General features: G+C 61.3%; 16 protein-coding genes. 2 read left to right on the top strand and 14 right to left on the bottom strand.

Annotated features, from left to right (window positions below; all coding sequences use genetic code 11):
- Positions 1-6 precede the first annotated feature (6 nt).
- Positions 7-1,452 carry a C45 family autoproteolytic acyltransferase/hydrolase gene (locus ESZ00_RS11745; RefSeq protein ID WP_129208461.1) on the top strand — a complete coding sequence of 482 codons (1,446 nt, stop codon included), beginning with the start codon at positions 7-9 and terminating at the stop codon, positions 1,450-1,452.
- A 44-nt stretch (positions 1,453-1,496) separates the two neighbouring features.
- Positions 1,497-1,820, top strand: coding sequence for a DUF5818 domain-containing protein (locus ESZ00_RS11740; protein ID WP_129208460.1), 324 nt, complete (start codon positions 1,497-1,499; stop codon positions 1,818-1,820).
- Between the two features lie 74 nt (positions 1,821-1,894).
- Here ESZ00_RS11740 and ESZ00_RS11735 read toward each other — a convergent pair whose 3' ends face one another.
- The 14 genes from ESZ00_RS11735 to ileS form a co-directional block, all read right to left on the bottom strand.
- Positions 1,895-3,481 carry a carboxylesterase/lipase family protein gene (locus tag ESZ00_RS11735; RefSeq protein ID WP_229741206.1) on the bottom strand — a complete coding sequence of 529 codons (1,587 nt, stop codon included), beginning with the start codon at positions 3,479-3,481 and terminating at the stop codon, positions 1,895-1,897.
- Positions 3,482-3,627: 146 nt separating this feature from the next.
- A complete protein-coding gene (gene lysA / locus ESZ00_RS11730; RefSeq protein WP_129208458.1) occupies positions 3,628-4,905 on the bottom strand; it encodes a diaminopimelate decarboxylase in 1,278 nt (425 codons plus the stop codon).
- A 216-nt stretch (positions 4,906-5,121) separates the two neighbouring features.
- Positions 5,122-5,601, bottom strand: a complete 480-nt coding sequence (locus tag ESZ00_RS11725) for a hypothetical protein (RefSeq protein WP_129208457.1) — start codon at positions 5,599-5,601, stop codon at positions 5,122-5,124.
- Positions 5,602-5,680: 79 nt separating this feature from the next.
- Positions 5,681-6,844 (bottom strand): 3,4-dihydroxy-2-butanone-4-phosphate synthase, encoded by a 1,164-nt coding sequence (gene ribB / locus ESZ00_RS11720; RefSeq protein WP_129208456.1) that lies wholly within the window; start codon positions 6,842-6,844, stop codon positions 5,681-5,683.
- A 171-nt stretch (positions 6,845-7,015) separates the two neighbouring features.
- The gene (locus ESZ00_RS11715) at positions 7,016-7,276 is read right to left on the bottom strand and encodes a CDGSH iron-sulfur domain-containing protein (RefSeq protein WP_129208455.1); all 261 of its coding nucleotides are present in this window, start codon (positions 7,274-7,276) and stop codon (positions 7,016-7,018) included.
- A gap of 70 nt (positions 7,277-7,346) precedes the next feature.
- Positions 7,347-8,033, bottom strand: coding sequence for a M48 family metalloprotease (locus tag ESZ00_RS11710; protein ID WP_129208454.1), 687 nt, complete (start codon positions 8,031-8,033; stop codon positions 7,347-7,349).
- Positions 8,034-8,077: 44 nt separating this feature from the next.
- Positions 8,078-8,590 (bottom strand): hypothetical protein, encoded by a 513-nt coding sequence (locus ESZ00_RS11705; RefSeq protein WP_129208453.1) that lies wholly within the window; start codon positions 8,588-8,590, stop codon positions 8,078-8,080.
- 147 nt (positions 8,591-8,737) lie between these two features.
- Positions 8,738-9,202, bottom strand: coding sequence for a hypothetical protein (locus ESZ00_RS11700; RefSeq protein WP_129208452.1), 465 nt, complete (start codon positions 9,200-9,202; stop codon positions 8,738-8,740).
- Positions 9,203-9,245: 43 nt separating this feature from the next.
- A complete protein-coding gene (locus ESZ00_RS11695) occupies positions 9,246-10,577 on the bottom strand; it encodes a tetratricopeptide repeat protein (protein WP_164981481.1) in 1,332 nt (443 codons plus the stop codon).
- A gap of 23 nt (positions 10,578-10,600) precedes the next feature.
- A complete protein-coding gene (gene uvrA, locus ESZ00_RS11690; protein WP_129208450.1) occupies positions 10,601-13,561 on the bottom strand; it encodes an excinuclease ABC subunit UvrA in 2,961 nt (986 codons plus the stop codon).
- 447 nt (positions 13,562-14,008) lie between these two features.
- A complete protein-coding gene (locus ESZ00_RS11685; RefSeq protein WP_129208449.1) occupies positions 14,009-14,767 on the bottom strand; it encodes a glutaminyl-peptide cyclotransferase in 759 nt (252 codons plus the stop codon).
- A 3-nt stretch (positions 14,768-14,770) separates the two neighbouring features.
- Positions 14,771-15,736 carry a nucleoside hydrolase gene (locus ESZ00_RS11680; RefSeq protein WP_164981480.1) on the bottom strand — a complete coding sequence of 322 codons (966 nt, stop codon included), beginning with the start codon at positions 15,734-15,736 and terminating at the stop codon, positions 14,771-14,773.
- The gene (gene lspA / locus ESZ00_RS11675; protein ID WP_229741205.1) at positions 15,729-16,241 is read right to left on the bottom strand and encodes a signal peptidase II; all 513 of its coding nucleotides are present in this window, start codon (positions 16,239-16,241) and stop codon (positions 15,729-15,731) included. Before lspA ends, ESZ00_RS11680 begins: the two co-directional genes overlap by 8 nt.
- Complete coding sequence (gene ileS / locus ESZ00_RS11670) at positions 16,238-19,114, bottom strand: isoleucine--tRNA ligase (RefSeq protein WP_129208936.1); 2,877 nt, start codon at positions 19,112-19,114, stop codon at positions 16,238-16,240. Before ileS ends, lspA begins: the two co-directional genes overlap by 4 nt.
- Between the last annotated feature and the right edge of the window lie 201 nt (positions 19,115-19,315).

Below are 19,315 nucleotides of genomic sequence, written 5' to 3'. Positions count from 1 at the left end.
GCGGGCATGTCTCGATTCTTTCGTGTGCTTTTCGCGGTTGCCGCTCTTGCGGCTCCGCTCAGCTTTGCAGCAACCCAAAATCACAGTGATCCTCGGTTAGAGCATGCTTACCGTTTCGAGCGCGGCGGCTGGACGTATGTGCATCTTGAGGGTAGCCCGGATACGATCGGCTTTCAGCACGGTTATCTCCTCGCGGACGAAATAGAGGACAACTACAAGGCATTGAAGCTCGAGGCCGAGCATTCCACGCATCGCGACTGGGCCTTCTTTCGCGATGCGAGCCGCACGATGCTGTGGCCGCAGATCGATCCGGAATATCAGGCGGAACTGAAGGGCATTGCCGCCGGGGTGAAGGCGCACGGAGGCAATCTCGACCTTTGGGACATCGTGGCGATCAACGGCAATACCGAGCTGACGGAGTATTACGTGCCGTGGCTGGACAAGAGCAAGGAGACGGCGGCGGGTGCGCGGCCCGATCTGGCAAAGACAGATCCGAAGGCCCCGGGGAACTGCAGCGCGTTTATCGCAACGGGCAGCTACACGAAGGACGGCAAGATTGTGATTGCGCACAATAACTGGTCGTCTTATGCCGATGGCGAGCGTTCGGTGGTGATCTTCGACATGCAGCCGGCAAAAGGACACCGCATTCTGATGGACGGCTCGGCAGGAGTCATTACCAGCGGAGACGATTTCGGGATCAATGACGCTGGAATCCTGATGACCGAAACGACGATCACACAGTTCGAGGGATGGAACTCGAAGGGCAAGCCGGAGTTCGTGCGCTCGCGCAAGGCGCTGCAGTATGCGAACTCGATCGACGATTATCTCGCCACGATGCTTGAAGGGAATAATGGCGGCTATGCGAATGACTGGTTGATCGGCGATCGAAAAACTGGTGAGATCGCCTATCTCGAACTCGGTCTGAAGCACTCGCCGGTGTGGCGAAAGAAGGATGGCTACTTTGTCAGCTCAAACTTTGCGCGCGATCCAAGCCTGATCAAGGACGAGACGGATGGTTTCAATATCAACGACCTGTCCTCCTCTCCGAATGCGCGGCGCGTGCGCTGGGAGCAGCTGATGAAGGAGTACAAAGGCAGAATCGATGTATCCCTGGCGGAGCGGTTTCTTGCCGATCATGAAGACAGCTTCCTGAAGACGGAGAAAGCCGGCGAGCGCTCCTTGTGCGGACATGTGGACGCGACGAAGGATGGCGTGCCGCAGTGGGACTGGGGGCCGTACTATCCGGGCGGCGCGGTGCAGGGCAAAGCTACAGATAGCGACATGGCGGCAAAGATGGGCATCGTGGCGCGTGCCGGGCATCCGTGCGGCGAGGACTTTCTGGCCAAGCCGTTTCTGGCGGCGCATCCGGAATATTCCTGGCAGGCGCCTGTGTTGCGCGATATGAAAGCAGGGCCGTGGACAGGCTTTACAGCGGGCGACCAGGAGAAGTAGCGTAAACTCGGGTGGGTAAGATGAGCAGGCAGCGAGGAGGCAGTATGAAGATTCGGATGGCAGCAATCGTGGGAACCCTGGTTTTGGGTGTTCCGGTTCTTTTTGCGCAACCTGCGCAGCAGATCTCAGGGTTTGTCAGCGAAGCGCACTGCGGCGCTGAGCATAGCTCACCAAGTGAGGCCGCAACCAAGTGCATCAAGGGATGCATGAAGGGCGGCAGCCAGCCGGTGCTGGTGAAGGACGGGAAGGTCTATCAACTGAAGGGCAAGACCGATGCTGTGGCCGCGCATGCCGGTGAAGATGTAACCGTGACGGGCACCGTTGACGGCGATACGATCACAGTTGCCGCGGTGGAAGCCAAGTCGTAGCTTTCAGGGAGAAAGCAAGGACCGCCTGGTTCCAATGAGGAGCCAGGCGGTCTTTTTTGCGTTTCGAGAAGAGGTTACGGCTTTTTCGGAGCGCTCCATACGCTGTCGAGGAAGAGATAACGGTCGCGCTGAACTTCGGGTTTGGCTTCCGATGTCGCATTCAGATGCATGATCTGCCAGTCGTCATCCGCGTTGTAGGTGGGCCACTTCGGCAGACCTGGGCCATTGGGATCGCCGGTGCGGGCGAAATTGGTCCAGTATTGCTGAATCTGGTCGGAGAGCGCGCGGTCTTCGGGACGCCACTTCGCATCCGGCCGTGAATCGAGTGTGCCGAAGACGTATTCGATGTCATCGGAGTGGAATGCGCCGGTGGCGACGGGGTGGAACTTATCCGTGGGAGCGGGCAGGTCAAAGCGGTAGCGATAGACAGGCGCGCTCCCGGTCTTTACCTGTGCTTCTAGCCAGCGCCAGGTGGAGAACGCGATGAAGCGATCGCTGACGTAGTCTCCGGCCGACTGTACGGCCTCTTCGTCGGTATTCGCAGGGTAGAGCTCAAGGAACCTGTCGGCGTTCGTCGTGAACTCGGCCTGGGCCTGGGTTCTGAAGCGCTCGGCGGTCATTTTCTGCGGAGCGAGCAGGACAGCACCGCGAACCTCATCCGCGTTCCATCCTGCGAGCAGGGGGATGTGCGCCTGCTTTCCGGCAGCGTAGATATTGGGCACGCTGTCGGGCAGGAAATAGCCGTCGACATCCGGGCCAAAGCGCGGCGGAGGCGGCGTGGTCTTCGCCGTCGAGGCTTTTACCAGATCCGCAGCGGAGACTTTGCGCAGATCTGCAATATTCGTCGTGTGGAAGGCTGCTTCGGCAAAGTCTGCGTCGATTTTCTCTGCAGCTTCGCGTGCGGGGAAGCTCAGCCCGCTGCTGAAGAAGGCGGCTCCGCTCTCGCCGATGGCCTTCTGAATATGGTCTTTTGCAAGCGGCGAGGCCAGCTGCGCGCTGACGGAGAACGATCCTGCGGACTCCCCGAAGAGAGTAAGGTTCTTCGGATCGCCACCGAAGGCCTTGATGTTGCGCACGACCCATTCGATGGCTGCAGTCTGATCCATGAGGCCATAGTTGCCGGATGCGTGATGCGGCGATTCGGCGCTGAGGCCGGGATGGGCAAAGAATCCGAAGATGCCGAGGCGATAGTTGAGGGTTACCACGACCACGTTGCGATGCGCGAGGAACTGGCCGTCCTGGCGAGCCTCGGAGGTTCCACCGGCATAGTAGCCGCCGCCATAGATCCAGACCATGACGGGCAGCGAGCCTGGTTTTGCGCCTTTTGGCACCCATACATTCAGCGTCAGGCAGTCCTCGCTCTCGCTGGGATCATGAAAAACCATGTCCGGGAAGGGATTGGTCTGCACGCAGTGTGAGCCGTACTCGGTAGCCTGCCGGATGCCGTTCCACTTTTCCGCGGGGATCGGTGGCTTCCAGCGGAGATCGCCGACCGGTGGGGCGGCGTAAGGGATGCCTTTGAAGGCGATGACCTGACCATCGGAGGTCGGAGCGCCCTGGACTTTTCCTTTATTTGTCTTGACGACAAGAGAATTGGCAGCCAGGGCGGTGAGTGAAAATGCGAAGACAAGAGGGGCAGCGACTTTCAGGGCGCGAGTCATCACGCCATCAACATACCTGCGTGGATGGCGTGATGACAAGGTGAAGAAGCTATTAGCTGCTAGCTTTTAGCTTCTAGCCAGATCGCGGGCACCGCGTGCGTTGTGGCGGCCACTGCAGCTAAGAGCTAGAAGCTAGTGGCTAACAGCTAAGGAGTCTCCGTACTTAACATGTCAGCTAATGTTTCGCGGCGGCGGATCAGCCGTGCGCGCTTGCCTTCGACCAGCACCTCGGCGGCGCGGCCACGGGTGTTGTAATTCGAGGCGAGTGACATGCCGTAGGCGCCTGCGTCCAGAATGGCGACGAGGTCGCCAGGCTTAAGCGGCGCAAGCACGCGGTCGCGGGCGAAGAAGTCGCCGCTCTCGCAGACCGGGCCGACCACATCCGCCGTGATGGTGCGGCGCGAGGATGGTGGCTCGACGGGCAGAATCTCATGATGCGCCTGGTAGAGCGTGGGGCGGATGAGATCGTTCATGCCCGCATCGGTGATGACGAAGGTCTTCTCGCCATTCTTCTTCACATAGAGGACACGGGCGAGAAGCGCACCGGCCTGTGCGACGAGAAAGCGGCCGGGCTCGAGCAGCAGCGTGATGTCGGAGAGCTCGCTGACCGCTGCGCGTACTGCTGCGGCGTATTGCTGTACCTTCTCTTCGGGATGGAAGGGCTGAGCAGCGTGATATTCAATGCCGAGGCCACCGCCTGCGTCGAGGTACTGGATGGGCAGGCCATCTTTGCGGAGATCGCGAACCAGCTTGGCAACACGATCGGCAGCGGCGCCGAAGGGGTCGGCGGTACGAATCTGTGAGCCGATGTGGACGCTGATGCCTGCTGGCTCAAGCCACTTGTCCTGAGCGGCGCGGCGATAGACGGCGCGGGCACGGCGGATATCGATGCCAAACTTGTGCTCGCGCAGGCCGGTGGAGATGTAGGGATGCGTCTCGGCAAAGACATCAGGATTGACGCGCAGGGCGATGCGGGCGCGCTTGCGAAGCTTCGCGGCACGCTCGGCGAGAAGCTCGAGCTCGCCTTCGCTCTCCACGTTGAAGAGCAGAATGCCGGAGCGGAGCGCAAGATCGAGCTCGGGTGCGGTCTTGCCGACGCCGGAGAAGACGACGCGGCCTGCGGCCTCGGGAGCGACGGCGAGCACGCGCTCGAGTTCACCGCCCGAGACGATATCGAAGCCTGCGCCTTCGGCGGCGAGCAGTTTAAGAATCGCGAGCGAGGAGTTTGCCTTGACGGCGTAGCAGATGAGATGGCGCTGTCCGGCGAAGGCCTGCTGGAATAGGCCGAAGCGATAGCGGATGGCATCTGCCGAATAGACGTAGAGCGGCGTGCCGTGCTTCTTGGCGAGCGATGCGAGCGAAACGGGTCCGCAGGAGAGCGGAGCCTTGCTGCCGGGATATTCAAAGGGTCGAACGGGTACCAATGTGCCTCGATCTACTGCAGGATTCTCTATCGAGGGTAACAGGGGACTGGCCGTTCAGGCCTTCCGCCTTCGGCCTCTGCTCCCGTTGGTCGCGGCACTGGCCGGGTGGCCCATTCAAGCCTGCTTTTGGCTTGAGTGGGGGAGCACGATCTTTTCGGCGTTCTGCGACCCACATCTTGAGCAGAACGAGATGTGAGGCACGCATTGCTACTTGCGCTATCTGAAAGGCGGTGGTGGTGGCATGGGGAAGGGTGGCCGCGGGCGGCGGAACAGGGCGCGCACGAGATAAACGATAAACACAATGAGGCAGATGGGGATGAGAATCAGGATGAAAGGGAATTCGACGACATCCTTGCCCACTTGTCCTGGCTCGTGCTGTAGGACCGAACCCAGAAATGCGACACAGTCCTTGTCGACATGCCCATTGGGTCCGATGGTGATGTCCCCGAGAAAGGCGACGGCATCGCCGTCAATGGGCGCATTGCCCTGGATACTGCCAAGGAAGGCGACCGTGTCGCCGTGAACCGGACCATCGACATGAATAGAGCAGGCAAAGCAGACAAGGTCATGCGCCTCTTCATTCGATGTGACGTGGATATCGTGCAGGAAGGAAACCCGGTCGCCCTCTGCGTGGGCTGAGTGAGCGGCCACGCAGAAGAGCAGTGCAGTAAGGGCGGCGTACAACAAGCGTCGCATAGAAGTTGGCTCCCGGGTAAAGCTTTAGCGCAGATGCGCCTTTACCGGCTACGCAAACAGCAGGAAGAAAGTTCCCGCTTTATGTCGTCTCCTGTGGTGAGGCCGCGAGCACAGGCACTTGTTCAACGATCTCCACGTTGAAGCCCTGGAGAGCAGGCACGTGTGTAGGTGTGTTCGAGAGCAGGCGGATGCGGGTGATGCCGAGGTCGGCGAGAATCTGGCCGCCGAGTCCGACCTGGCGCAGGATGCGCTGGTGTCGGTCTGGATCGCTGGTGCGCGCTTCGCGATGGAAGAGAATGCGATGCGGCTGCACGGTGCGGTCGATGTCGAAGCCGCGGGTGGTGTTGTGCAGATAGATGAGAGCGCCGTGTCCGGCTTCCGCGATCTGTTTCAGAGATTGCTGCACGAGATGACGGCAGTCGCAGGTGGATGCGCCGAAGATGTCGCCGGCCAGGCAATGCGAATGCACGCGGACGAGGTCAGGCTGATCGCCTTTGCCGACGTCGCCCTTGACGAGAGCGAGATGGCTTTCTCCGCCGTTGACTTCGCTCTCATAGGCGATGACGCGGAATTCGCCGTGCGGGGTGTCGAGCACGCTCTCAGCGACGCGGAAGATGTAGCGCTCGTTCTGCAGCCGGTAGCGGATAAGCTCGGCGACGGTGAGCATCTTCATGTTGTGCTCTTCGCAGAACTTGATGAGGTCGGGTACGCGCGCCATGCTGCCGTCGTCATTCATGATTTCGCAGATGATGCCTGCGGGCACGAGGCCAGCCATGCGGGAGAGATCGACCGAGGCCTCGGTCTGTCCGGCGCGGACGAGAACGCCGCCGCGGCGGGCGCGGAGCGGGAAGACATGGCCAGGGCGGGCGAGATCGTGCGCCGTCGAACGCGGATCGATGGCGACCTTGATGGTGTGAGCGCGGTCGGCGGCGGAGATGCCGGTGGTTACGCCTTCGCGCGCTTCGATGGTCTCTGTGAAGGCGGTGCCGAAACGCGAAGAGTTCTGTTGCGTCATCGGATCGAGACGCAGGTAGTCGGCGCGCTCTTCGGTCAGTGTGAGGCAGATGAGCCCGCGGCCATACTTCGCCATGAAATTGATGGCTTCCGGAGTGACGAACTCAGCGGGCAGGGTGAGGTCGCCTTCGTTTTCGCGATCCTCATCGTCGACGACGACGATCATGCGGCCGGCGCGAAACTCCGCCAGGGCGCCGGGTACATCGGTGAACGGGCTTGTGGTACTCATGCACCTATTGTCCGCCACTTGCAGGCTGCTGGCGAGTCCGGCTGCTCCGCGCAGGGCGGATTGCCTTCGGCCTCCGCTCCCGCTGGTCGCGCTCTGCGGAAGACATCCAGAAATACTGAAAGGCCGGCAGGCGAGGGGGCGCGCTGCCGGCCTCCGGTCTTGAAAGGGAGGTTAGCTGTTCTCGGTGGCGGTGGGAGGAACGGCCGGCGGCGGTGCGGTGTCATTGGCCTGGAAGCCGATCTTGTTGTGCGCGCCATCGCAGAAAGGCTTGTTGGCGGAGGCGCCGCAGCGGCAGAGCGAGAAAGCCGGCTTGCCGGTCAGATCCCACTGGCCTCCCTGAGCATCGACCAGCGTGACGGCGCCTTCTACGCGGAATGGGCCGTTGGGGCGGACGGTGATCTTCACTTCATTCTGGGGCTGGTTTTCGGACACGGTGACTCCTTGAAGAAAATCGAGGCCGGATGGAACCCGGCTCGAAGCTGAGTCTAACAGGGATGCGTGTCTATAACGTGCGGAGAAAGGCCTTGGCCTGGTCAAGCTCGGGGAAGAGATTCTCGTCGGCCTGGAACTCGCGCGAATGCACGCAGCGGCGTCCGTTACGGGTCTTCACCGGATGCTTGAGATGCAGCATTTCGTGGTACATCAGGTATTCGATGGCATAGCGCGGAGTGTTGCGGCGGTCGAACACCTTGCTGATCATGATGGTGTTATGTGCCGCGTCATAGTGGCCCAGCAGGCGGCGCGCGCGATGCTCGCTCCAGGTAAGCATGGGGCGGCCGAGCAATCCATGAAAGAAGCGGATATTGATGGACTCGAAGACTTCGTCGAGGTCGTAGTGGTCGCCCTTGGCTGTGGAGATGCGTTTGCGGCCGCGTGACTGGCGGATGCGCTCGGTATGCCGCACGACGACCTCACTGGAGGTGTAGCGCCGGTACCGCGTCGCGTGTGCCGTCTCGATCGGCTTGCGGTAGAGCTTGGCGATAAGAATATGCGCGATGGCGCGGAGAACAGACTCAGGGGCGCTTTCCAGGATGTCCGAGAGCCGGACTTTCAGAACGCCTTCGCGGAGCCGGATGGTGGTGTTGAGGCTGGTGAAGCGGTAGAAACGGACTTCGAAGGCAGGCATCGGTGCGCGCGGGCGCAGCACACGATACTCCTCTTCAAACCAGCGGACGAGCTCAGGATTCACTGCTTCAAGGATATCAAGAAGCGTAAGAAGAGAGATTTCTCGACCTAACTGGGACCGGTGCCATTTTTATTGGCTTCGTTTTTGTGTTCGGCAAAATACTTTTGCTGGCTCTGGAGGAGTTCGCGGGCCTGATCGGCTGTGCTTTGTGCAGAGTCGAGGGCGGTTTCCTGGGAAAAATCATAGGCCGGATCGGGAACTGCGGCCTGGAGAATTTCCTTCCACTTCGAGCTGACCGGAACGAGATCCTTTAACGCTTTGCGTATATCCGCATGGGAGTCATCGAAGGTCTCGAGATTGTCCTGCAGCTCATCGGAGAGATGGGTGAACTCTTCGAGCTTGGCCCGCAACTCGGCCTTGCGATCGTCTGTCTTCGGGTGTGCGCCAATCTCTTTGATGGCGCTGATCCGCGCCTCGATGAATTTCTGGTAGAGCTTGATGCGCTCCACGGGCTGATTGCGCAGTTCGCGGATCTGGTCCACTTCCTGGTCGTTGAGCGGATCTTTGTCATTCTGCGCATGGAGAAACGCGGGTGCGAGAAAAGCGGCGCAGAACAGCAAAGAAACGACAAGCCTGGACAGGGACCGCCGGCTGCAGGGGGGGCAGTTAGTACGGCTGCGCGAAATGAGACTGGCTGGCACAGAGTTTTCTTTCACTCCATCACTTTAGATGCAGGATGGCCAGATTGTGCTTTTTGTCCTGCAAACTCAGTGCCGGAAAACCTGGAGCATCATTTCGGATTCCACCTTATCGAGCTGCTTCAGGGTGCTTTCAAGCGAGGGGCGGTCATCGAGCGAGGCGTCGAGCATGATCGCCTTCAGGCGGAAAGCCGTCTGCCGCATGAGGATCTCCGCGTTCTTGAGCTTGCGCGCGTCGTCCGCGACATTCATGTGGATCTTGTCTGCGTATCGCTGAACCGCTCGGATGGACTCGGCGGCATCGCGCTCGTCTCCGGCATTGAGCTGCTGGCCGGCAATCTCTGCCATGGAATGAGCGAGCTCCGCGTACAGGAAGCATTGCTCTTTCGGAGCGGCCTGCGCGGCGCGTGTCTCGAGCGCCGCGATCTGCTGGCTGTCCAGGAATTTTTCTGTGGCCGCCTGGGCTGAGGATGGGCTGAGAGCCAGAACCGTGGGGGCGGCGACGGTGAGAAGAATAAGTCTTACGAACCGCATGGTGCACCTCCCGGTGCTACGGCACGTCTACGGCGTGGGATGTCTACTTGGCGAGAAGCGCCAGCCTCTGCTTCGCCTGCCACTCCTCGTCCGGCAGCTTGCCCTGAGCTGCGCTCAGGAACAGACGATAATACTCCACTGCCTGCTTGGTATGGTGCAGCTTGTCATGCGCGGTGGCCCAAAGAAAGTAAGTAGCAGGCGTTTCGGGGGCCAATTTTGATCTGGCTGCAAGAGCATCCAGTTCCAGGGTGGGATTGCCGGTTTTCGAGGCGGCGAAGGCTACCCCACTCCATGCATCGGCGTTTTGTGGAGCCAGCTTTACGGCCTGCTGGAAAAGGGGCAACGCCTCGGCATTCTTCTGCTCCTCGATGAGCACCTGGCCGCGGGCCGAGAGCAGGTCCGCATCGTTGGGTGAGGCGGCGATGAGGGCTGCATACAGCGCATCGGCCTTATCCAGGGCGCCAGCGCTGACGTAGGAGTCGGCGAGCATGAGCGATACCTGGCGGTCCTGCGGCTTCAGCGTGTGCAGCTTTTCGAGGGTGGCAGTCGCCTCGTCGTCTTTACCCTGCGCAGCGAGCAGAGCAGCGTACTGTGCGTTCAGCGCCGGATCATCAGGATCGCGGAGCAGCGCGGAGTGGACCAGCGGCGCTGCTTCGTCGAACTTTTTCTGGGCGATGAGCAGGTGCGCAAGGCCGGAGATGGCTGTACCGTTCTCCGGCTCAACCTTAAGAACCTGGCGATAAGCCTGCTCGGCGACAGCATCATCGTCTTCTGCCTCGGCAATGGAGGCGGTAAGCAGCGTATCGTCGGTGGTCTCCGGAGTCAGCTTGAGGGCGGCGAGCAGCGCGTCGCGGGCGTCGTCGGGATTAGACTTCTCGAGCAAACGGGCGAGCGTGCGGTAGGCCTGCGCCTTGGCTGCCGGGTTCGGCGGGTTGGGCTCAAGGGCGACGGCGGCCTGGAGCGCCTTTACGGCGTCATCGGTCGAGTTCTGCTGGGCGAGCAGCAGGCCGAGCGCCATCTGCGGCTCGAACTGATTGGGATCGGCGGCGACCGCCTTGCGGTACCAGGTGAGAGCCTGCTCGCTCTTGTCCTCGGCATCGTCGCAATAGCCGCGGTCGAAGAGAGCGCGGGCATCATCCGGATGTGCGGAAAGGTATGGGTCAAGCTGCGTGCGCGCCTGGTCGAAATGCTTCTGCTCGATCTCGTTTTCGATGTTTGCCAGCGGACCATCGGTGGGCTGTGGTGCGGCGGACTGCTGCTTGGCCGGGGTCTGATCCGGTTCGGACGAGCCAGGCGGAAGCTGGTTCGATTGGGCGCTGAGAGCCAGCGGAGAAAGCACGAACAACGACAGAAGCGAGATACGAAGGGGCTGCAAAAAGTTCACCTGCTATGGGACGGCTAGGAAGCGGATTCGTTTACAGGCTCACGGCGTGCGGCGAGGACTTTTGCGAGCCAGTAGCCGGTGTGCGAGAACTCGTTGGCGGCAATCTCCTCGGGCGTGCCCGCGGCAACCAACTGGCCGCCTGCGGAGCCGCCTTCGGGACCGAGATCGAGCACCCAGTCGGCGGACTTGATCACGTCGAGATTGTGCTCGATGACCACCAGCGAGCCGCCGCCGTCGATGAGTTTGCGGAAGGCCTGCAGCAGCTTGCTGACGTCGTCGAAGTGCAGGCCGGTGGTGGGCTCGTCGAGGATGTAAAGCACGCGGCTCTGCTTCTTCGGGTCGCTGCGCACGGTGGCCAGGTGCGCGGCCAGCTTCACGCGCTGCGCCTCACCGCCGGAGAGCGTGGTGGCCGACTGCCCGAGACGTACATAGCCCAGGCCGGTTTCTTCGAGGACGGCAAGCTTATCCACGATTTTCGGCGTGCCGGTGAAGAAGCGCAGGGCTTCCTTCACGGTCATGCCGAGGACTTCGTGGATATTCCTGCCCTTGTACTTGATTTCGAGCGTGCTGGCCTTGTAACGCGTGCCGCCGCACTCCTCGCAGGGCAGTTCCACGTCGGCCAGGAACTGCATCTCGACGGTCACCGTGCCATCGCCTTCGCAGACATCGCAACGCCCGCCGGGGACGTTGAAGGAGAAGTGCCCGGCGCCGTAGCCGCGGCGCTGCGCTTCGGGCTGCGAGGCGAAGAGCTCGCGGATAGCGTCGAAGGCCTTGATGTAGGTAACGGGATTTGAGCGCGGGGTGCGGCCAATAGGGTTCTGATCGACGAGCACGATGTCATTCAGGCGGTCGGCGTTCTTGATCTCCTTGTAGAGATTCGATGGGTCGCCGCCCTCGGTTTTGCCGAGCTGATGCGCGATGACTTTGTAGAGCACCTCATGCACGAGCGTGGACTTACCCGAGCCCGAGACGCCGGTGATGGCGACCAGCATGCCCATGGGGATGTCGATGTTCAGTCCCTTGAGATTGTTGGCGCGCGCGCCGCGAAGATTGATCCAGTCCTTCGGTCCACCCGGCTCGCGGCGGCGCGTGGGCACGGGAATGGTGAGATGGTTTGAGAGATAGCGGCCCGTGATCGAGTCGGGATTGTGTTCGACTTCCGCAACCGTACCGCTGGCCAGCAGCTTGCCGCCGAACTCCCCGGCGCCGGGGCCGAGATCGAGCAGGTGGTCCGCAGCGCGGATGACGTCGGGATCGTGCTCGACGACGAGGATGGTGTTACCGAGATCGCGCAGGCTCTCGAGAATGCGGATGAGCTTGGCCGTGTCGCGGGTGTGCAGGCCGATGGAAGGCTCATCGAGCACATAGAGTGCGCCGACGAGTCGCGAGCCAAGCGAGGTTGCGAGCTGGATACGCTGCGATTCGCCGCCGGAGAGCGTCGATGCGAGGCGGTCGAGCGTAAGGTAATCGAGGCCGACTTCGTCGAGGAAGTGCAGGCGCTGCCGTGCTTCGGTGAGGATGCTGCCGGCGATCTCCTGCTGCATGGGCGAGAGCTCGATGGATTGGAAGAAGTCATTCGCATTGCGGATGGTAAGTGCGGCAGCGTCGCAGATGTTCTTGCCGGCGATGCGCACGGCACGAGCCTCGGCACGCAGCCGCTGACCCTTGCACTCGGGGCATGTGGCGTAGCCGCGATACTTCGAAAGCATCACGCGCACGTGCAGCTTGTACTTCTTCGTCTCAAGGAAATGGAAGAAACCATGCACGCCGAGGAAGCTGCCGTGCCCGTCGAGGACAAAGGTCTGCTGATCGAGCGTCAGATCCCACCAGGGCACATCCATGGGAATGCCGTGCTGTTTCGCCGCGCGCTTCAGTTCCGTGAAGTAGCTGCGGTATTTCGGGCGATTCCACGGATCGATCGCGCCGTCTTCGAGGCTCTTCGACTTATCGGGAATGATGAGGTCGAGATCGAAATCGATGGTATTGCCGAATCCCTGGCAGCGCGGGCAGGCGCCGAACGGGTTGTTGAACGAGAAGAGGCGCGGCTCGGGCTCGCGATAGAGACGATGGCAGTTCTTGCACTCGAAGGCGGCGGAGAAGCGCAGGCGTTCGCGCTCAGGCTCCTGCTGACCGTCTGGATCAGCGGGGCGGAGGACAATCTCGAAGAGGATTTCGCCGGTCTCGCGATAGCCGATTTCAGCCGCATCGACGATGCGGGCGCGGTTCTCCGGTGAGACCACAATACGGTCCACCAGAATGAAAACGGGCAGTGCAAAATTGATCTCGAGCAGCGACTCGGGCGTGGAAAATTCGTAGATGTTGCCGTTTTGATAGAGACGATTGAAGCCGCGCTTGCGCAGGTCGGAGAGACGTTCTTTCAGTTCGTCCGTCAGCGGCGATTCTTCGGCAATCTTCTTCGTACTCTTGCGGGCGGTCTTCTTTGCGCGTGCCGGTTTCGCAGGCTCTTCGGGCGCGGACTCTGCGGCGAGCTCAGGCCGCTGCGTAGGCTTGATGGGGAAGAGCGCGTGCAGGCGTGTGCCGTCTCCGAGGGCGAGGATCGCAGCGGCGATTTCATCGACCGAGTCACGGCGGACCACGCCGTTGCAGACGATGCAATGCACGGTGCCGCAGCGCGCCCACAGCAGGCGCATGTAATCGTAGATTTCGGTCGCGGTGGCTACGGTCGAACGCGGGTTACGCGTGGAGTTCTTCTGCTTGATTGCGATAGCCGGGGCAAGGCCGTCGATGAGGTCCACGTCGGGCTTTTCGATGCGTTCGAGGAACTGGCGGGCATAGGCGGAGAGCGACTCGACGTAGCGGCGCTGGCCCTCGGCGTAGACCGTATCGAAGGCGAGCGAGGATTTGCCCGATCCGGAGACACCGCTCACGACGGTGAGTTTGCCGTGCGGGATATCGACGTCGATGTTTTTCAGGTTGTGAGTCCGCGCGCCGCGGATGACGATCTGATCGGTCAAACGTAAGCCCCGTATTCCATGCGCCGGGCACTCCCTAGTGCAGGAATGCCGTGGGCAGCACAAAGAAATCCATTCTCCATTATACGAGGGACTGGCCGTCCAGGCCTTGTGCCTTCGGCCTCCGCTCCCGCTGGTCGCGACGCTAACCGCGCGGCATTCTGCCTTCGGCTCCCGCTCTCGTTGGTCGCGATTGAGGTTCTTTGCGGTGAAAACGGAAACGGGTGCCCCATCCAAGCTCCGCGCTTGGGCGGGAGGTACGGACCTTCGCGGTTCGTTCTGCGAACCCACATCTCGAACGGCACGAGATGTGGGGCACCCGAATTCAGTCTAGCGCTACCCCACTCAAGCTAAAACCGGGCTTGTGTGGGCCACCGTCGGGCTTATGCTTTCTCAATCGCGACCAGCGGGAGCGGGGGCCGAAGGCGATCCGCCCTGCGCGCAGCAGCCCTATGGCTGCTTCACGATCTTGATCTCGTAGAGCTTCGGCCAGAGTTTGCCGGTGACGAAGAGGCGATCGTGCTGCGCGTCGTAGGCGATGCCGTTGAGGACGGCATTTTCGTCGGTGACACCGGCATCGGCGACCAGGCCGCTGAGGTCGATCCAACTGAGAACCTTGCCGGTGGCCGGAGAAATGCGGGCGATGCGCTTCTGAAACCAGATATTGGCGTAGATTTCGCCGTGGATGTATTCGAGCTCGTTCAGCTCCTTCACCGGTATGCCATGGTCGCTCACCGTGATGCGGCGGCGCACGGCAAAGGTCTCGGGATTGAGGAAGCGAAGCGTGGCGGTGCCATCGCTGAGGATGAGGCTGTGGCCGTCCTGCGTAAGCCCCCAGCCTTCGCCGTCGTAATGGAAGGTCTTGAGCTGGCGGAAGCTGAAGCGGTCATAGACAAAAGCAGTGTTCGCCTTCCAGGTGAGTTGCACCAGCGTGCTGCCCCAGTTGGTCAGGCCTTCGGCAAAGTACTTCGGGTCAATGTCGAGCTTCTGCAGCGCATGCCCGGTCTCGAGGTCGTCCATGCGCAGCGAGGAGCGGCCATTGAGTCCCGTGCTCTCGTAGAGATGGCCGTCCACAAAGACAAGGCCCTGGGTGAAGGACTCGGGATCGTGCGGGTAGGTGTGGACGATGCGGTAGGTGTCCTGCGCAAAAGCACGCGAGAGCAGTGCGGAGAAAAAGAGAGCAAGAAAAATCGGACGGAAGCGGCGCATAACCTAGCGGGAGACTCGTGAGAGATAGAAGTGGAAGAATGCGCCGGGGTCGGACTTCAGGCATGCGCCGACATTCGGTGTGCCGGCCGTGCGCCGCGTGAAGCCCTTATCGTCGATGACCAGATGCAGCGGCGTCGTGGGGCAGAGATCGGGACGCACTGCGTAAGTGACGGTCATGGGATCGAAGAGTGTTGGAGCTAGCGTGGGACCGGCATAGGGTGAATTTTTGCTCCATTCGGTTTCAAGCTCATGCAGCTGACCGATAAGCGGTGTGCGGTGCGAGAAGAGCTCTTGCAGCTGATCCGGAGGAAACTTAAGGATTGTCGAGTCGAGCGGCATGAGCGCGATGGGCACACCCGAGGTGAAGACCTTTTGCGCAGCCGGGATGTCGCAAAGGATATTCCACTCGGGATCGGCGTGGGTGTGGCCATCGTAGCCGCGGTCTACCGAACCGCCCATGATCACGATGCGCTTCAATGTGCGGAAGGTCGCCGGGTCCTTGTCGATGGCGGCAGCGAGATTCGTCTCAGGACCAATGGCCAGCAGCGTGATCTGGCCGGGATGGCGACGGATCTGATCGAGAAGGAAATCAGGGCCGGAGAGGGAGGAGATATGCGCGGTGCCGCTGCTGTTTGCGTATGCGGCCTGAGTGAATGTGGTCTTCGGCGTAGTCGGTACGCCCGCCGCGACGGGGACTGAGGCAAAGCCGGTTGCATCGAGGAAGCGGCGGACGAGGCGGGCGCGAAGATGGGTATCCCCGAATGCGGTGGTGACGCCGAGGAGCCTCAGATCAGGACTGCGCTCGATGAGCGCGAGCGCGAAGGCATCGTCGATGTCATCGCCGATATCGGTATCGAGAAGAACGAGCTGCTGGGGTGGCTGAGCTGCGTGTGTCCGGCCTGCAAACAGAGTCAGCAGGCCGGACAATGCGAATCCGAAGAGGATCGCAGTTAGCCAACGCCTAGGCATGGCTTTCATCTTTGGTGAAGAGGGTGGCGAGCAGAAGCAGGATGCCCCCGGTGACGATGGCCGAGTCCGCTACGTTGAAGTCTGGCCAGTGATAGTGAACGATGTGGACTTCGAGGAAGTCGACGACCAGGCCGGTGCGCATGCGATCCCAGAGGTTGCCGATATCGCCGCCGAGAACCAGCGCGAGAGCGACCGCGGTCAAGGTCATGCGCCGGCCAATACGCAGCAGGATGCCAAGAACCACAATCGCTGCGATCAGCGAAAAGGCGATGAGGAACCAGCGCGTGTGCTCGGGGTGCGGCGAATCTGTGAACAGGCTGAAGGCCGCGCCGGAATTGAGTACATGCGAGATGCGGAAGACGCCTGGGATTACGGTGATCGCATCCCCAAGCCCGATGTGATGGCTGACCAGGTGTTTCGTCCAGCGGTCAAGGCCGATGATGAGCGCGGAGAGGCCGAAGAGCCATCCCCGCATGTCGAGCGTCTGACTTTTGGCGAGGGTCACGCGTTCACGCTCCCTGCCGCCTCAAAAGGCGCAAATTCCGGCATCTGGCGGAGCGCAGCGGCGCAGCGGCCGCAGACGTCTGACCAGGGACCGAAAGCAGCAGTGTCGTTGCGGTAGTTCCAGCAGCGGTTGCACTTGGCGCCATCGGCGGGAAGTACGGTCGCGGTGACGGCTTCTTCGTTGCCGGGGATGAGCTCGACGGCCGAAACGTTAAACAGCTCTTTTAAGGATTCGGCGTAGCGGGCGAGAGTGTGGGATTCGAACCCACGGTACACGCCCCGTAACTCGACTTTGGCTTCCAGAGCCTTGCCGATGCGCTTTTCCTTGCGTGCCTCCTCGAGAGCCTTCAATGCAACATCGCGCAGCTCGAGCAACTTGCCCCAGTCGGCAAGCAGCGCGTCATCCTTCGTCGCGATCTGGTCGGGCTCAAGGAAGAGCGCCAGGTGCACACTGTTTTCACGGCCTTCGATCTTGGGCAGATAGCTCCAGACCTCGTCGGCGGTGAAGGTGAGCATGGGCGCGACCAGGCGCACCAGCGCTTCGGTGATCTTCCAGATCACAGTCTGCGCGGAGCGGCGCTCGCGGCTGACGGGCGCGAAGGTGTACATGCGGTCCTTGAGCACGTCGAGGTAAAGCGCGCTCAGGTCTACGATGGTGAATTCGTTCACAGCGTGGTAGACGCGGTGAAACTCGAATTGCGCATACCACGCCAGAACTTTTTCTGTCAGTTCGCGTGTGCGGGCCAGCATGTAGCGGTCGAGCGGTAGCAGCTCGCTTTCGGCCACGGCATCCTTCACCGGATCGAAGCCGCTGAGGTTGCCGAGCAGGAAACGGAAAGTGTTGCGCAGCTTGCGGTAGTTCTCGGCGGCGCGCTGCATCAGGTTCTCGCTGGCGGTCACGTCCTCGCGGAAGTCGACGCTCGCGGCCCAGAGGCGCACGATCTCGGCGCCGAGGCGGTCGGCGATATCGACCGGATCGACGCCGTTGCCGAGCGACTTCGAGAAAGCGCGGCCCTGTTCATCGAGTGTCCAGCCGACGGTGGCGACCTTAAGGTAGGGAGCCTGTTCCTTGATAGCGGTAGAGCAGAGAAGCGACGAGTGGAACCAGCCGCGATGCTGATCCGCGCCCTCGATATAGAGCGAGGCAGGGAACTGCAGCTCCTCGTTGCCGACGAGCACGGCATTCCAGCTGATGCCGGAGTCGAACCAGACGTCGAGGATGTCGGTTTCCTTGCGGAAGGCGTCGAGGCCTTCCTTTGGCTGTGCGTTTCCGCACTTTGCGCAGGCGGTTCCGGCGGGTAGCAGGTCGGCGACCGAATATTTGTGCCAGGCCTCCGCGCCCTCTTCATGGAAGAGTGCAACGATGCGGCGATAGAGTGCCGCATCGCTCAGCGGCTCATGGCAGGCATTGCAGAGGAAAACGGCGATGGGCACGCCCCAGAGGCGCTGGCGCGAGATGCACCAATCGGGCCGGGTGGCGATCATGTTCGAAATGCGCTCCTCACCCCAGGACGGATCCCACTTGACGCCCTTGATTTCGTCGAGGGCGCGCTGGCGGAAGGTGATCTCGCTACCGTCCGCATTCTTGAGCGGCGTCTCCATGCTGATGAACCACTGCTCGGTGGCGCGGAAAATGACCGGGTTGTGGCAGCGCCAGCAGTGCGGATAAGAGTGGTAGATATCCTGGCGGCCCATGAGCACGCCGCGCTCCTGCAGCAGATCGATGATGAGCGGATTTGCCTCCCAGACGGTCTTGCCTTCCCAGTTGGGCAGGCCATTGCGCAGGCGGCCTTCATTGTCCACATTGCACGTCTGTTCAAGGCCATAGCGCGCACCGGTATAGAAGTCATCCGCGCCATGAGCCGGGGCGGTGTGCACGGCGCCGGTGCCGGCGTCGGCGGTCACGTAGTCGGCATTCACGCCGAGAATAGTGCGCTCTTCCAGGAAGGGATGGCGGAAGGTGACGCGGTCGAGCTGGGTGCCTTTGAACTTCGCTACTTCGGTGGCCGACTGCAGGTTGCAGGCCTCGCGCACAGCGGCGGCCAGGCCTTCGGCAACAATATAGGTATTGCCGTCCTGCTCCAGTGCAACATAGTCGAACTCCGGTTGAAAGGCGACGGCGAGCGATGCGGGCAGTGTCCAGGGAGTGGTTGTCCAGATGATGGTGAAGACGGTCTTGCCGGCAAGCGCAGGGTCGATGGCCTCGGGCGCGCTGGTCAACGGATAGCGGACGTACACGCTCGGGCTGGTGTGCTGCTCATACTCGACTTCCGCTTCGGCGAGGGCGGTTTTGTCGTGCAGGCACCAGTAGACAGGCTTCAAGCCCTTGTAGACAAAGCCCTTCTCGAAGAAGTCGTAGAAGCTTTCAAGGGTCTTGGCCTCATAGGGCTTGGACATGGTGAGGTACGGCTTGTCCCAATGGGCGAAGACGCCCAGGCGGATCAGCTGCGAGCGCTGGAGGTCGATGAACTTCTGCGCGTACTCGCGACAGGCGCGAAGGACGGAGAGCGCCGGCATCTCCAATTTCTTGCGGCCGAGCTTTTCGTCCACCTTGATCTCGATGGGCAGGCCGTGGCAATCCCAGCCGGGGACGAGCGGCGCGTCGTAGCCGGACATGGTCTTCGACTTGAGGATGAAATCCTTAATGCACTTCTGTAGCGCGTGGCCCAGGTGTATGGGGCCGTTGGCGTAGGGAGGGCCGTAATGGAGAATGTACTTCTCCGCGCCCTTCCTGGCCTTGCGGATCTGCTCGTAGAGGCCTTCCTCGGACCACTGCTTGAGGCGAAGCGGCTCATTCTGCGGCAGATTCGCCTTCATGGGGAACTTGGTTTCAGGCAGGGTAAGGGTCGCCTTGAGTTCGGGCGCTGCGGACATCATGTCTCCTACTGTGTAGTGCGATCCCGCTGCACATCAGCGGATTGGATCGGCGTGATTCTGAAATTTCATTGTATCCGGTGAAAGAGGGCGCCGATTGCGTAACTTACCGGCGGATGTGCCGTCTATTTTGCAGGACAGAGAGTTGTGGCGCAGTTCCTTCCGGGATACAGGGAGGATGTGTTCGTCTCCGATTCAAGA

Source organism: Silvibacterium dinghuense, from assembly GCF_004123295.1.
Taxonomy (GTDB): Bacteria; Acidobacteriota; Terriglobia; order Terriglobales; family Acidobacteriaceae; genus Silvibacterium; species Silvibacterium dinghuense.
This window is presented reverse-complemented; position numbering and strand designations above follow the sequence as displayed.